At 68.2% G+C, this 13,578-nt stretch carries 12 protein-coding genes; 2 read left to right on the top strand and 10 right to left on the bottom strand.

Features of this window, described 5'->3' with window-relative positions; genetic code table 11:
• The first annotated feature begins 27 nt into the window (after positions 1-27).
• Positions 28-918, top strand: a complete 891-nt coding sequence (locus KYC_RS02000; RefSeq protein WP_008158332.1) for a LysR family transcriptional regulator — start codon at positions 28-30, stop codon at positions 916-918.
• Positions 919-955: 37 nt separating this feature from the next.
• Here the strand turns inward: KYC_RS02000 and KYC_RS01995 are convergent, their stop codons facing one another.
• From KYC_RS01995 to KYC_RS01955, 9 genes are all read right to left on the bottom strand, one after another.
• The gene (locus KYC_RS01995) at positions 956-2,362 is read right to left on the bottom strand and encodes an MmgE/PrpD family protein (RefSeq protein ID WP_008158330.1); all 1,407 of its coding nucleotides are present in this window, start codon (positions 2,360-2,362) and stop codon (positions 956-958) included.
• Between the two features lie 22 nt (positions 2,363-2,384).
• A complete protein-coding gene (locus KYC_RS01990; protein WP_008158328.1) occupies positions 2,385-3,290 on the bottom strand; it encodes an NAD(P)-dependent oxidoreductase in 906 nt (301 codons plus the stop codon).
• A gap of 18 nt (positions 3,291-3,308) precedes the next feature.
• Positions 3,309-4,340: a Bug family tripartite tricarboxylate transporter substrate binding protein gene (locus KYC_RS01985; protein ID WP_043517317.1), complete on the bottom strand. Its 1,032-nt coding sequence runs from the start codon at positions 4,338-4,340 to the stop codon at positions 3,309-3,311.
• Positions 4,341-4,377: 37 nt separating this feature from the next.
• A complete protein-coding gene (locus KYC_RS01980; protein ID WP_008158323.1) occupies positions 4,378-5,853 on the bottom strand; it encodes an aldehyde dehydrogenase in 1,476 nt (491 codons plus the stop codon).
• Between the two features lie 136 nt (positions 5,854-5,989).
• Positions 5,990-6,649: a GntR family transcriptional regulator gene (locus KYC_RS01975; RefSeq protein ID WP_008158322.1), complete on the bottom strand. Its 660-nt coding sequence runs from the start codon at positions 6,647-6,649 to the stop codon at positions 5,990-5,992.
• A gap of 33 nt (positions 6,650-6,682) precedes the next feature.
• Positions 6,683-7,735, bottom strand: a complete 1,053-nt coding sequence (locus tag KYC_RS01970) for a hydroxyacid dehydrogenase (protein WP_008158319.1) — start codon at positions 7,733-7,735, stop codon at positions 6,683-6,685.
• 2 nt (positions 7,736-7,737) lie between these two features.
• Positions 7,738-8,409 carry an RraA family protein gene (locus KYC_RS01965; protein WP_043517334.1) on the bottom strand — a complete coding sequence of 224 codons (672 nt, stop codon included), beginning with the start codon at positions 8,407-8,409 and terminating at the stop codon, positions 7,738-7,740.
• A gap of 34 nt (positions 8,410-8,443) precedes the next feature.
• A complete protein-coding gene (locus tag KYC_RS01960; RefSeq protein ID WP_008158315.1) occupies positions 8,444-9,409 on the bottom strand; it encodes a Bug family tripartite tricarboxylate transporter substrate binding protein in 966 nt (321 codons plus the stop codon).
• 61 nt (positions 9,410-9,470) lie between these two features.
• A complete protein-coding gene (locus tag KYC_RS01955) occupies positions 9,471-10,346 on the bottom strand; it encodes an NAD(P)-dependent oxidoreductase (RefSeq protein ID WP_008158312.1) in 876 nt (291 codons plus the stop codon).
• 279 nt (positions 10,347-10,625) lie between these two features.
• Between KYC_RS01955 and KYC_RS01950 the strand changes: the two genes are divergently transcribed.
• Positions 10,626-11,909, top strand: coding sequence for a cystathionine gamma-synthase family protein (locus KYC_RS01950; protein ID WP_008158311.1), 1,284 nt, complete (start codon positions 10,626-10,628; stop codon positions 11,907-11,909).
• Positions 11,910-11,965: 56 nt separating this feature from the next.
• On the opposite strand, the gene KYC_RS01945 is transcribed toward KYC_RS01950, so the two are convergent.
• Positions 11,966-13,486, bottom strand: coding sequence for an MFS transporter (locus tag KYC_RS01945; RefSeq protein ID WP_008158309.1), 1,521 nt, complete (start codon positions 13,484-13,486; stop codon positions 11,966-11,968).
• Positions 13,487-13,578: the final 92 nt, after the last annotated feature.

Genomic DNA, 13,578 nt, shown 5'->3' with positions numbered 1-13,578 from the left:
CCAGCCCGAACAAGAAGATGTCATGCCATGGACATGCGCCAACTGCGGTACTTTGTGACTGTCGCGGAGGAGCTCAGCTTCCGCCGGGCCGCCGAAAGGCTGAACATTTCACAGCCGCCCCTGTCGCAGCACGTGAAGTCGCTGGAAGAAGAGATGGGGGTGCAACTGCTGCACCGCACCCGCCGCGAGGTCAAGCTTACGCCGGCCGGCCAGGCCTTCCTGCGCGAGACGCGCATCCTGCTGGACCAGATGCGCACGGCGGTCAACGCGGCGGTGCGGGCCGGCAACGATGATGCGGGCGTGTTGCGGATGGGCGTCGCCACGTCCGCGCTGTTTCACCTGGTGTCGCATGTGCAGCGCCTGGTGGCCGCGGAATTCCCGGGCGTGGCGCTGTCGCTGGTCGACATGGTGTCGGCCGAGCAGGTGAAGGCGGTGTCGCTGGGGCTGCTGGACGTGGGCATCGTGCACGCCCGGCCGGAACGCGCCGAGGTGCGGCGCCAGCTCATCTATCGCGAACCGCTGGTGGCGGTGTTGCCCAGCCGGCACCCGCTGGCGCAGACAGAAGGCTTTCAGCTGTCCATGCTGTCGGAAGAACCGATGGTCGCGCTGCGCCGCGAACACGGCCCGGCCATCTATGACGCCATCGTCGCCTGCTGCCACGAGGCGGGATTCAGCCCGGACTTCCGGCACACGGCGCGCAGCCCGCTCACGATTTTCCAGATGGTGCGCCTGGGCCTGGGCGTGTCCGTCGCGCCGGCATCCTATGCGACAACGGGGTTCGCGGGCGTGGTTTTTCGCGAGCTGCCGCAGAGCTCGGGGCAGGTGTGCCTGGAACTGATCTGGAGCGACAAGCACGCCAGCGACCTGACCCGGCGCGTGGTCGGCCACCTGGTAAAGCGCATGGCGTTGGACGCCTGAAGCGGTTGCCTGAGGCGGCAGCCTGAAGCGCAAGCCGTCAGGGCCTGCGGATCGGGGGCTCCAGCAGCGCAAGCAGAGACGTTGCGTCGGGCAGGCTGTCCAGGTCCTCGACCGTCTGGACGATGGCGCGGGCGCGCGCGTCTGGAATGACCTCGGCCGCGACAAGATGGAACTTGGCCACCACGTCATCGTGGCTTAGCGGGTTCTCGGGGCTGCCGCGGCGGTGCAGGATGTCGCGCCGCAGGACGGCGCCGTCGCGCGTCAGGACTTCCACGCGCGCCGCATGCCGGAACGCGGCGCCCATGGCGTCGATTTCCGGATCGGCATGGGCCTCGATACGGCCGATCAGCGCAAGCAGCCGGGGATCGCTCAGACGGTCTTCGCGATATTGCGCGACGAAGGCCTCTCCGTCCACCGCGATGGCCGCCAGGCCGTAGTAGAGATTCATCTGCGCCGCAGTGACGCCCTGTGCGCGATAGGGCCAGGCGCAATGCACGTGCGTCATGGAACTGACGCCGACGCGGATGCGGGCGATGTCGCCTGCCGTCAGCGCGCCTTCGCGGCAGAGGGCGCGCAGCGCGTCCTGGGCGGCATGGATGCTGGTCACGGAGGCATACGGCTTGTAGCCGACCTTGCCGGCTTCCCAGTCCTTGCCCAGCCCATCGGTCAGCCGGGCGGGCGTGGGGGCCCCCGAATAGGCGCTCAGGTATCCGCCATAGTCGGCTTCCAGCACGTTGGCGATACCGGTGAAGCCGCGCCGGGCGAGCAGGGCGGCCATGACACCGCCTTGCGCGGCGCGACCGGCGTGCAGGCGCTTGACCATGGCGCCTTCCTGCGCGGCCATCAGGCCCGCCGCCTGCGAGCCGGCGATGCCGTAAGCGTGCTGGGTCTGGTCCGCGTCCAGGTCCAGCATGCGCGCCGCGGCGGCGGCCGCGACGAAGCAGCCGGACGTTCCTTGCGGATGGAAGCCGCGAAAAAACAGCTGCATGGTGGCGGCGTTGCCGACGCGCGTGCCGACCTCGTAGCCCGCGGTCAGCGCCGCCAGCCAGTCGCGGCCGGATCGCTGGCCTGCCTGGCCGGCCAGCGCGGCGATGGCGGGAAGCGCCAGCGAGCCGGGGTGGACGATGGATTCCTTGTGGATGTCGTCCAGTTCGAAGGCGTGTCCGGCCGTGGCGTTGACCAGCGCCGCGTTGCCCGGACTGGTGCGTTCGCCGGCGCCGAAGATGACCGCCGCCGGGCGGCAGCCGTCTTCCTGCGCCATCGCCAGCACGTGCCGCGTCCAGGGCAAGGAGATGCCGTAGAGGCAGCAGCCGATGCTGTCGATCAGGCTGGTCTTCATCCTGTCGACGACCGCCTGCGGGATCGACGCGTATTGCAAGCCGCTGGCGAAGGCGGCCAAGGTACGGGTGGCGTCGGGCGGGGCGGCGGCCGGATCGGGGTTCATGCTGCGGTCCTGACGTGGCGGCTCAGACCCGTTCGGGCAGATTGGTCTTGACCCGTCCGTCGATCAGTTTGATGACGGCGGGGTGGTAGTTCTGCGCGTAGCCCGCGTCGCGCGCCCGGCACATCATGTCGTGGGTGTAGGCGCCGATGCGCGGACTGAAGCCGCCTTCCTTCGCCAGGTCCAGGGCCAGCGAGCAGTCCTTGATGGCGTAGGTCATGGGGAAGGTCTTTTCCGGGAAGTCGTCCTTGGCCAGCGACTTCATGCCGTGGTTGCGCAGCACGAAGCTGTCGGCCGACCCCTGCGATAGCAGCGACAGCAGTTTCTCGGCCTCCATGCCGGCCTGGCGCCCGATCGTGATGGCCTCGGACAGCGCGTTGACGGTCATGAACACGACGTAGTTGTTCAGGATCTTGACGATCTGGCCGCTGCCCACGTCGCCGCAATGCAGCACGTCGCTGCCCATGCAGCGCAGGTAGGGCGCGACCCGCTCGAAGTCCTGCGCCGACCCGCCGACGCTGATGAACAGCTTGCCGTCTACCGCGGCCTGCTTGGTGCGGGCGACGGGCGCATCCACGAAGGCGATGCCTTCGGCCTTGAGGCGGTCGGCCAGGGCGCGCGTCCGGGTGACATTGCTGGTGCTCATGTCGACGATCAGGGACGGCCGCCGGGGCGCCGCGAGGATAGCCTGGCAGACCGATTCGACCTGGTCGATGGAGGGCAGCGACAGGAAGACGATGTCTGCCTGTTCGGCCACCTGCGCCACGCCGGGGGCGAGTTCGGCGCCTTGCGCCGCGGCCTCGTCCGCCGCGGCCGGCACGGTGTCATAGGCGACGACCTTGCGGCCGGCCTTTTTCAGGAGGTTGGCGCACATGGGGCCGCCCATCACGCCCAGGCCGATGAAACCCAGGATATCCGCTTCGCTCTTCATTCGATGTCTCCTTGATGTTCAGGTGCGCGGCGCGGCGTTCGCGCCGCGCGACTTGATGACCTTGATGACTTTTTCGTAGGTCTTGTATTCGTTGGCCTGGAAGGCGGCGAACTCCTGCGGGCTGGAACCCACCGGGATGAAGGACAGGGCCTCGAATTTCGCCTTGACCGCCGGGTTCTTCAGCGCTTCCCGCGTGGCCGCGTAGACCTTGTCGATCACGGGTTGCGGCGTGCCAGCGGGCGCCCAGATCCCGTACCAGCTCGGCATGTCGAAGCCGGCGTAGCCGGCCTCGGCCACGGTGGGGACGTCGGGGATCGCCGCCACGCGCTGGCTGCTGGTGACCGCCAGCGCGCGCAGCTTGCCGTCCTTGACGTGGGGGTAGGCCGACGCCATGGGCTCGGTCATCGCCGTGACCTGGCCGCCCATCAGGTCGACCAGCGCCGGGCCGCCGCCGCGATAGGGAATGACCTCCATCTTCACCCCGGCCTGCTCGTTGACCAGTTCGCAGGCGAGGTGGCCCGCGGCCCCATAGGCGGCGATGGCCCAGGTCAGTTCGCCGGGCTTCGCCTTGGCGCCTGTCACCAGGTCCTTCAGGGTCTGGTACGGGCTGTCCTTGCGCACCAGCACAAGCTGGGGCTGCGCGCCGATCTCGGTGATGGGCGCAAAGTCCTTGAGCGCGTCGTAGGTCACGGTGTCCAGCAGCAGCGGATTGGCGACCTGCAGCGAGGCATTGAGCAGCAGGGTGTAGCCGTCGGGCTCCGCCTGCTTGACGTAGCGGGCGCCGAGCACGCTGCTGGCGCCGGGCTTGTTTTCGATGATGACGGGCTGGCCCAGCGCTTCCTGCAGCGCCTGGCCCAGCGTGCGGGCGACGGTGTCCACCGAGCCGCCGGGCGGGAAGGGCACCACCATGCGGATGGGCTGCGACGGCCAGGCGGGCGCTGCCTGCGCGGCGTATCCCAGGGGCAGGGTGGCCGCGGCGGCGACGGCCGCCAGGGCGGCGCGCAGGATGCTGCGCCGCCCGCGCGGAGGCGCCATTTTTCGTGCGTTCATGTCTCTTCCTTTGGCAGATTGGCCTGGCTCGATCGGCTCAGGTCCGGATGGCGAAGGGGTCGCGGACCGCTTCAGAAAAATCAATCATCACGTTGCGCGTGGTGAGGTATTCGCGCAGCCCGGCCTCGCCGCGTTCCCGGCCGATGCCCGACTGCTTGAAACCGCCGAACGGGGCCTGGGCGGCGATGGCGCGGTAGGTGTTCACCCACACGGATCCCGCGCGCATCGCCCGCGAGACGCGCATGGCGCGGTTCAAATCCCGGGTCCAGAGGCCGGCCGCCAGGCCGTACCGGGTGCCGTTGGCCAGGCGGATGGCTTCGTCCTCGGTATCGAACGGGATGACCGCCAGCACCGGGCCGAAGACCTCTTCCTGCGCCAGGTCGCTGCCGTTGTCGACGCCCGCGAAAATGGTCGGCTCGATGAAGTAGCCGCGTTCCAGGCCCGCGCCCTGGGCGCGCTTGCCGCCGCAGGCCAATGTGGCCCCGGCGCCCTGCGCCCTGTCGATGGTGGCCAGGATGCGGTCGAACTGGGGCTTGTTGGCCACCGTGCCCATTTCCGTGGCCGTGTCCAGCGGATTGCCCATGCGTATCTTGCGCGCCCTGTCGACCAGGGGCGCCAGCACGCGATCCATCACGCTGCGCTGCACCAGCAGCCGCGAACCGGCTACGCAGGTCTGGCCCGTGGCGCCGAAGATCCCGGCCAGCGCGCCCACCACAGCCTTGTCCAGGTCCGCGTCGTCGAAGATGATGTTGGGCGACTTGCCGCCCAGTTCCAGCTTCACGGGCGTCAGGCGACGGCCGGCCATGGACGCGATCTCGGCGCCCACGCCGGGACTGCCGGTAAAGCTGACCATCGCGACGCCGGGATGCTCGACCAGCGCGCGGCCGGTGTCGGCGCCGCCCGTGACCACATTGAACACGCCGTCCGGAAAGCCCGCCGCCTGAACCAGGCTGGCGAATTCCAGTGTGGACGCGGACGCGTGTTCGCTGGGCTTGACCACCACGCAATTACCCGCCGCCAGCGCGGGCGCCAGCTTGTTCGCCAGCAGCGCCAGGGGAGAATTCCAGGCCGTAATCAGGGCCACCACGCCGTAGGGTTCCAGGCTCAGGTAGTCCAGCGTATCGGGCTGGTCCAGCGGGATCTGCTGGCCGTACAGCTTGTCGGCATAGCCGGCGTAGTAGCGCAGCTGGCGTCCCACCCACACCATCTGCGGGCGGGTCTCGCGGATGATCTTGCCGTTGTCGGTGGATTCGATACGGGCCATCCGGTCGGCGTTTTGCTCGATCAGGTCCGCCAGGCGCAGCAGGCACTGGGCGCGCTTGATGCCGGACGTGTGGCGCCAGGTCTGTTCAAACGCCTGCTCGGCCGCCTGGACGGCAAGGTCCACGTCCTCTGCGCAGGCGTCGGGGATTTCGGCCCAGGCGTCTCCGGTGTACGGGTTGTGGGCGGCGATCAAGCGTCCCTGTAGGGGCGGAACGCTCCGGCCATTGATGAACAAGCCATAACGCTGCATGTGCGCGGTCTCCGATTGGCATGGGGGATGCGCAAAGTCTGGGGCCGCGGCTTGATCGCGTCCAATACGGAATCACGAATTCTGTGATAGGGATGCGCGCCGTGTGCAGGCGCCGGATGGAACAGGGAGTAGGGGATTACCCGCCCGTCTTCTTATCCTTGCGGTGCGTGCGGAAAAGCAGATGGGTGGCGGCCAGGTGGAAGCGCATGGCGATCTGCGCGCATTCGGGATCGCGGGCGCGCAAGGCGGCGATGATCTGGCGGTGGTGTTCCACGCTGCGCAGCATGTCTTCCCGGCCGTAGAAGTAGAACGACCCGATGATGATGGGCATGTCCAGCAGGTTTTCGACCATGGTGCGCACCCGGGCCGATTGGGCGGCTTCGAGCAGCGTGTGGTGGAACAGGTTGTTGTAGTGCTGCACCTGCGCGACGTGATCGGGGGCGTCGGAATTGACCGCGTCCAGCATGCACTGGTTGATGCGTTCCAGCTCCAGTATCTGTTCCGGCGTGGCGCGTTCGGCCGCGGCCTTGGCCGAGTAGGGCTCAAGCAGCATGCGCAATTCGAAGGCTTCGTCGATGTCGCGGTCCTGCCAGCCCAGCACGACCGCGCCGCGCCGCCCTTCGCGCGTGACCAGACCGTCCGCGATCAGGCGTTCGATCGCGTTGCGCACGGGCGTGCGGCTGACGGAGAGCTGCGTGGCGATGTGTTCCTCGCGCAGCGGTTCGCCCGGCAGGAACGATCCGGCCATCAGGCGGCGGCGCAATTCTCCGTATACGTAATCACTGGCGCTGGACATGAGGGCGGGTCGTTCCGGGTGTCAAACCGTGGACTATACCAACGGCGAGCGGTCCGCCAGGCGCTCCAGGAAGCGCGGCCAGACCTCGGGGTTGAGCAGGCGCGCAGGCTTGCGGCCGGCCAGCATGTCCATGATCTGCGCGGCCGAGCCTTGCGCCACCTTGCGGCGGCCTTCATGCGTGACGCCGCCCGTATGGAACGCCGCCGCCACGTCGGGACGCTGCAGCAGTCCGCTGCCGGGCGGCGGCGGTTCCACTTGCCACACATCCAGGCCCGCGCCGGCCAGATGGCCGGCCTGCAGCGCGGCGAGCAGGGCGTCTTCGTCATGGATGCCGCCGCGCGCGGTCGAAATGAACAGCGCGCCGCGCTTCATGCGCCGAAAGGCGGCGGCATCGAACATCCCCCGCGTGCCGGCATCCAGCGGACAGTGCAGGCTGACGATGTCGGCCTGATCCAGCAGATCGTCGAACGCGACGGGCTCGGCGCCGCGCTCGGCGATCTGCGCCGCCGTGATGAGCGGATCGTACGCAATGACCTTCAGGCCGAAGCCCGCCGCGATCCTGGCCACCTTGCGGCCGATCTCGCCGATGCCGACAAGGCCGAGCACGCGGCCTTCGATCTCGTGGCCCATCAGGGCTTCCCGGCTGACGGCCGTGCCGGCGCGAAGCGCGGCTTCGGACTCGCCCAGCCGCTTGACCAGCGACAGCAGCAGCGCGAACGTCATTTCCGCGACCGAGGCGGCGTTTGCGCCGGCCTGGTTCACGACGGCCACGCCCGCCCGGGTGCAGGCCGCGACGTCGACCGTGTCGTAGCCGGCGCCGCCGGAAGACACGCACAGCAACTGGGGACACTGCGCCAGAAGGTCCGCCGACACCTGCCAGCGGGCGGGCACTTCGTCCTTGGCCGCGCTGACATGGTAGGCGTGCGCGCGGGCCAGGCCCGCCGCCGTCACGGCGTCGCCGTGGGCGGGCAGCACCTGGAGGTCCAGCGCGGCATTGCGCCCGATCGCGTCGTCGAACGCCGGGTCGATCCAGAGATCCAGCCGCGCGACGCGAAATGGATGCCTGCTGTCTGCCGGGACGGTCATGATCAGACTCCCGAGCAGCCCAGGGCCTGCAGCCGGGCATCGACCCAGGACGTATCCAGGGTGCCGGCGGCGATGTCGGCCAACATCTTGGTTTCGACGTCGTGCTTGGCCGCGGCCGCCTGGTAGATGGCCTCGGCCTGGTCGTACGGAACCGCAAGCAGTCCGTCCTCGTCGCCGATGATCAGGTCGCCCGGGGCGATCGTCATGCCGTCCAGCGCGACGACGCAGTTGATTTCGCCGGGGCCGTCCTTGTAGGGACCGCGATGGGTAACGCCGGCGGCATACACCGGGAAGGCGCTGCGGCGGATCGTGCCGCAGTCGCGGATGGCGCCGTTGATGATGATGCCGGCGATGCCGCGCGATTCGGCGTAGGTGGTCATGATCTCGCCGATGATGGCGTTGGTCAGGTCGCCGCCCGCGTCCACCACGATGACGTCGCCCGGCTGCGCCAGGCTCAGCGCCTTGTGCACCAGCAGGTTGTCGCCGGGCCGCGTGCGCACGGTGAGGGCGGGGCCGGCCAGCGGCTGGCCATTGTGCATGGGCCGCAGGCGCGCGCCGCCGGCCGCCATGCGCGACATGCAGTCGCTGACGTTGGCCACCGGCACCTGGCGGAACTTGTCGACCAGTTCCTTGCTGACCGCGCGCTGGCGGGGATGGATTTCAAAGCCGATCATCATTGCTCCTGATCTTTAAGGGGATACGTTCTGGCTATTGCTTGGGAATGCCGGCTTCCTGCACGACCTTGCCGAAGGCGTCGTGGTCTGCGCGGTGCTGCCGGGCCAGGTCTTGCGGCGAGCCCGTCATGACGCTGTAGCCGGCGTCTTCCAGCTTCTTGACCAGTTCGGGGTTCGACTGGACCTTGCGCAGCTTTTCGTTCAGAACGGCGATCACGTCGTCGGGCGTCTTGCCGGGCGCCATCAGGCCCCACCAGATCGACTGGTTGATGGTCTTGAAGCCGCTCTCGGGGAAGGTCGGGACGTCGGGCAGGGCCGGGGACCGCTGATCGGCCACGACGGCGAGCGCGCGGACCTTGCCGCCGCGAATCTGCGGCAGCAGCGACGCCACCGAGCCGACATACATGTCGATCCGTCCGCTGGCCAGGTCCGGGAACGCCTGGCTCCAGCCGCGGTAGGGCACATGCATCAGTTCCATGTTGGCGGCCTTGCGCCACAGGTAGCCGGTCAGGTCGCCGGTGCCGCCGATGCCGGGAATTCCCAGCGAAACCTGGTTGGGGCGCGCCTGGGCAGCCTTCACCACGTCGGCCACCGTCTTAAAGGGCGAATCCGGCAGCACGACGAAAACGCTGGGGGACGAGGCCACCGGACCGACCGGCTTGAAGTCCTTGAACGTGTCGTAGCTGAGCTTGGAGTAGAGCCAGGGATTCAGCACGATGTTGTCGGTCTGCGCCATGACGAGCGTGTGGCCGTCCGGGTTGGCCCGCGCCGTCGCGTCCAGTGCCAGGTTGCCGCCGGCGCCGGGCTTGTTTTCCACGACGATGTTCCAGCCGGTGTCCTGGCCGATCGCGCTGCCGATCATGCGCGTCAGGGTGTCGGTGCCGCCGCCCGGGGGAAAGGGCGAAATCAGGGTGACGGGGCCCTTGCCCAGGTCGGCGGCCTGCGCGGCGGCGCAGCCCAGCACCAGCGTCGCGGCCAGCAGTTTCTTGAACAGTTTCATTGTCTTCCTCACACAGTCTTATCTAGGATTCGAAACCGCGCTCTATGGCGCGATTGGGGGTTCAGTGCTGGCGCGCCAGCGTGGTCAGCCAGGCCAGGCGCGCTTCGACGGAATCCGGCACGTCGGCATGGCCGTTGGCGCGCGCGGTCTGGATGCCGCGGGTCGTCCGGTCGAACAGTTGTTCGACGCCGTTGAGCACCAGCGGCTCCAGTCCGGCTTCATGCAGCTGGTCGCGGGCTTCGCGCACTTCCGCCAGCCGGCGGGGCGCGTGCAGGACGTGGGAACGGACGAAGGAGTCCATGAATGCGGTGAGCGGGGTGCGATCTATGTCGGCCAGCACCTCGTACAGCGATGAGCGCAGGCCCATGCGCTCGGCGGCCACCATGCATTCCACGGCCAGGCTTTCCATGCCCTTGGTCATCACGCTGCGCAGCAGCTTCAGGCGCACCGCGTCGCCCGGCTTGCCGTCGATGATCCGCACCGGCGCGCCGGCGCTTTCGCCCAGCTCGGTCACCGCCTGTCCGCCTTCGCCGGCGCACAGGAGGGGCGTCTTCTCGGCCAGCAGCGCGATGGCGCCCATGATGGCGACATCCATGAACGCCACCGGGAAGGATTCAGCGGCCTGGGCGGCGGCCTGCATGTCCGCCGCGCTGGCGGTGGTGAAGTCCGCGTAGACGGCGCCCGCGCGCATGTGGGGGAAGGCCTGCCGGCCGACCTCGGCCGCGTTGTAGCCATAGACCGCCGACACGACGACGTCCGCCTCGGCCAGCCAGGGGCCCGGTTCGGCGTGCAGGACCGAGGCCGCGGCCTGGGCGCGGCCGGCCATTTCCTTGTCTTGCCGCAGTTCGCAGATGCCCACGATGTCGTGTCCGGCGGCGGTCCAGGCGCGGGTGTAGCAGTGCCCGACTTCGCCGCATCCTATCAGTGCGATTTTCATTTTAAAAACACATAAAAAAAACAATGTGTGTTTATAGAACGACGATTAACGGGCGAAAAGCTGGTGTTTACCCTGGGATTTGTGTTTTTTAAGTACATAAAAAAAACAAAACAAAGGTGATGCAGCGGTTCAGGCGCGAGGCCGGATTGAGTGGCAGATCTACCGTCGGGGCTGAAGGTCACATACCGCAATGCATCCCGTCTGGCTCGGCGCTATCGTCTGACAGATGCACGACGCGCCTGCCCGGTCGGCTGGAACAGCAGAGAAAGAGGCACCCCCATGACTTACTCGAGCTATCACAAGAAGGACATTTTTGGTCGTCCCCTGCACGCGGAAACGCAGATGATGTCCTACGGCTACGACCCCTTTCTGTCGGAAGGTGCGGTCAAGCCGCCGGTGTTCCTTACGTCGACGTTCGCGTTCCGGTCCGCCGAGGATGGCGCGGCGTTCTTCGATCTGGTGTCGGGCCGCAAGCCGCTGCCGCAGGGGGAAACCGCGGGGCTGGTGTACAGCCGCTTCAACCATCCGAACCTGGAGATCGTGGAAGACCGGCTGTCGATGCTGGATGGCTCGCAGGATGCGGCGGTGACCTCCAGCGGCATGTCCGCGATCAGCGCCGTGCTGATGGCCTTTCTGCGGCCGGGCGACCAGCTGGTGCAGTCCGTGCCCCTGTACGGCGGGACCGAGACGCTGCTGGGCAAGATTTTCCCGGAGTGGGGCGTCGGCTCGCACCCGGTTGCCGACGGCCTGTCGCCCCGAAGCATGCGAACCGCGCTGGAAGAGGCGGCGGCCAAGGGGCCGGTCAAGCTCTTCTATGTCGAGACGCCGGCCAATCCCACCAATGCGCTGTTCGATTTCGAGGCCATGAAGAACGAGCTGGACGCGTTCCAGGCGCGCCATGGCTACCGGCCGATCTCCGTGTGCGACAACACGCTGCTGGGTCCGATCTTCCAGAAGCCGGCGGAGCATGACGTGGACCTGTGCGTGTATTCGCTGACGAAATACGTGGGGGGCCACAGCGATCTGGTGGCGGGCGCGGTGACGGGCAACAAGGATCTGATCCGCAAGGTGCGCGCGATCCGCAGCGCGTTCGGTTCGCAGCTGGATCCGCATTCGTGCTGGATGATCACGCGGTCGATGGAAACGGTGGTGCTGCGCATGAAGCAGGCGGCTCGCACGGCGACCAAGGTCGCGCAGTGGCTGGCGGGCAATCCGCACGAGAAGGTGCGGATCTTCCATCCGGAGCTGATCGCCGACCGGGCCTACCAGGAGGTCTACAAGCGCCAGTGCACGGGACCGGGATCGACCTTCGCGTTCGTGCTGGACGGCGGGCGCGAGCGCGCGTTCCGCTTCATCAACGCGCTGCACCTGTTCCGGTCGGCGGTCAGCCTGGGCGGCACGGAAACGCTGGTGTGCCATCCGGCGTCGACCACGCATTCGGGCGTGCCGGCGGCGGAGCGCGATGCCGCCGGCGTGTCGGAGGGGCTGATCCGGATTTCCATCGGCCTGGAGCACGAGGAAGACCTGATCGCGGACATGGACCACGCGTTTCGCAACGGCTGAGCGCTGATGCCCGGGGGGCGCCCCTGCCGCCGGCTGAGCCCGCTTTCGGGCAGTGCTCAGCCCGACCGCGCCGGGCGCCGCGTACGGTTCAGCAGCACGAAGACCGCGGTCGCCAGCAGCATGAGCGTCGCGGTGGCGATCACCGCGGCGTAGCCGGTTTCGAAGGCTGCGCGGGCCAGGCGGGTCAGCGTGGCGGCCAGGTCGGCCGGCAGGCTTTCGGCGACGATCAGCGCCTCGTCCAGGCTGTCGCGGGCGGCGGTCGCGTCGCCCACGCCGGCGGGCACGGACAGCGATTGCGCATAGACGCCGGACAGGATGGATCCCATCAGGGTCACGCCCAGCGCGCCGCCCAGTTCGTACGACACTTCCTCGATGGAGGCGGCCATGCCGGCGCGTTCGGGCGTGGCGCTTTGCATGATGGTGCTGGACGCCGCCGTCATGGTGGCGCCGATGCCCAGGCCCAGCACGCTCAGGCTGACCAGCTGCGGCATGACCGGGCCTTCGTAGGTCAGCAGGTAGCCGCCCATGCCCGCGCCCGACACCAGCAGGGCCAGGAACAAGAGGCGCTTGCTGCCGACGCGGCCCAGCAGCAGGCCGGCCAGCGGGCCGGCCACGAAGGCGGCCAGCGGCAGCGGCAGGATGAACAGGGCCGACTGGATCGGCGACATGCCCAGCACCAGCTGCAGCCGCTGGCTGAACACCAGCTCCATGCCCAGCAGCGCGGCGGCGGCGAACAGCGCGGCGGCCACGGCGGAACTGAACGCGGCGTTGCGGAAGATGGCGAAGTCGATCAGCGGATAGGGCCGGCGGCGCTGGCGGCGCACGAAAACGGCCAGCATGGCGGCGCCCGCCGCGCAGGCCAGGCTCGCATGCAGCCACGACGGCGATGCGCGGCCCAGTTCCTTGAGCGCGTAGGCGCACAGGATCAGCCCGGCCATCACCTGCAGCGATCCGGTCAGGTCCCAGGGGCGCGACGCGTCGGGGCGGCTGGCTGGAATGAAGCGCCAGGCCAGCGGCAGCGCAAGCAGCACGATCGGGACGTTGATGAGAAACACCGAGCCCCACCAGAAGTGCTCCAGCAGGACGCCGCCGATGACCGGCCCCAGCGCCGCGCCGCCCGAGGCCACCGAGGCCCACACGCCGATGGCGACGGCGCGCTCGCGCTCGTCGGCGAAGGTGAGGCGCAGAATGGACAGGGTGGCGGGCATCATCATGGCGGCGCCCACGGCCAGCAGCGCGCGCGCCGCGATCAGGATGGCGGCGCCGGGCGAATAGGCGGCGGCCAGCGACGCCGCGCCGAACACGGCCAGCCCCATCATGAAGAGGCGCTTGTGGCCCAGACGGTCGCCCAGGGTGCCCATGCCCAGCAGCAGGCCGGACACGACCAGCGCATACACGTTCACGATCCAGAGCTTGGCCGACGCGGTGACGCCCAACTCATGGGTCAAGCGGGGCAAGGCGGTGTAAAGGACCGTCATGTCCACGACGATCAGCAACAAGGCGCTGGACACGATAGCCAGCACCAGCCAGCGGCCGGGGGCGGCCGCGGCGACAGCGTTCGAAAGAGTCCGCTGCATGGTTCTACTCCTTTCAATGCCGGGTCCGATGCGGCAGGACCTCGGGCTCGGCATTGTCCATCTATATATTTGAATTAAAAAGTTGGAATCCA

The organism is Achromobacter arsenitoxydans SY8, assembly GCF_000236785.1.
Lineage (GTDB): Bacteria > Pseudomonadota > Gammaproteobacteria > Burkholderiales > Burkholderiaceae_B > Achromobacter > Achromobacter arsenitoxydans.
This window is presented reverse-complemented; position numbering and strand designations above follow the sequence as displayed.

Bases quoted from the DNA above. Each gene is read 5' to 3' on its own strand.
- KYC_RS02000 (WP_008158332.1), top strand. From the start codon at position 28: ATGGACATGCGCCAACTGCGGTACTTTGTGACTGTCGCGGAGGAGCTC.
- KYC_RS01995 (WP_008158330.1), bottom strand. From the start codon at position 2,362: ATGAACCCCGATCCGGCCGCCGCCCCGCCCGACGCCACCCGTACCTTG.
- KYC_RS01990 (WP_008158328.1), bottom strand. From the start codon at position 3,290: ATGAAGAGCGAAGCGGATATCCTGGGTTTCATCGGCCTGGGCGTGATG.
- KYC_RS01985 (WP_043517317.1), bottom strand. From the start codon at position 4,340: ATGAACGCACGAAAAATGGCGCCTCCGCGCGGGCGGCGCAGCATCCTG.
- KYC_RS01980 (WP_008158323.1), bottom strand. From the start codon at position 5,853: ATGCAGCGTTATGGCTTGTTCATCAATGGCCGGAGCGTTCCGCCCCTA.
- KYC_RS01975 (WP_008158322.1), bottom strand. From the start codon at position 6,649: ATGTCCAGCGCCAGTGATTACGTATACGGAGAATTGCGCCGCCGCCTG.
- KYC_RS01970 (WP_008158319.1), bottom strand. From the start codon at position 7,735: ATGACCGTCCCGGCAGACAGCAGGCATCCATTTCGCGTCGCGCGGCTG.
- KYC_RS01965 (WP_043517334.1), bottom strand. From the start codon at position 8,409: ATGATCGGCTTTGAAATCCATCCCCGCCAGCGCGCGGTCAGCAAGGAA.
- KYC_RS01960 (WP_008158315.1), bottom strand. From the start codon at position 9,409: ATGAAACTGTTCAAGAAACTGCTGGCCGCGACGCTGGTGCTGGGCTGC.
- KYC_RS01955 (WP_008158312.1), bottom strand. From the start codon at position 10,346: ATGAAAATCGCACTGATAGGATGCGGCGAAGTCGGGCACTGCTACACC.
- KYC_RS01950 (WP_008158311.1), top strand. From the start codon at position 10,626: ATGACTTACTCGAGCTATCACAAGAAGGACATTTTTGGTCGTCCCCTG.
- KYC_RS01945 (WP_008158309.1), bottom strand. From the start codon at position 13,486: ATGCAGCGGACTCTTTCGAACGCTGTCGCCGCGGCCGCCCCCGGCCGC.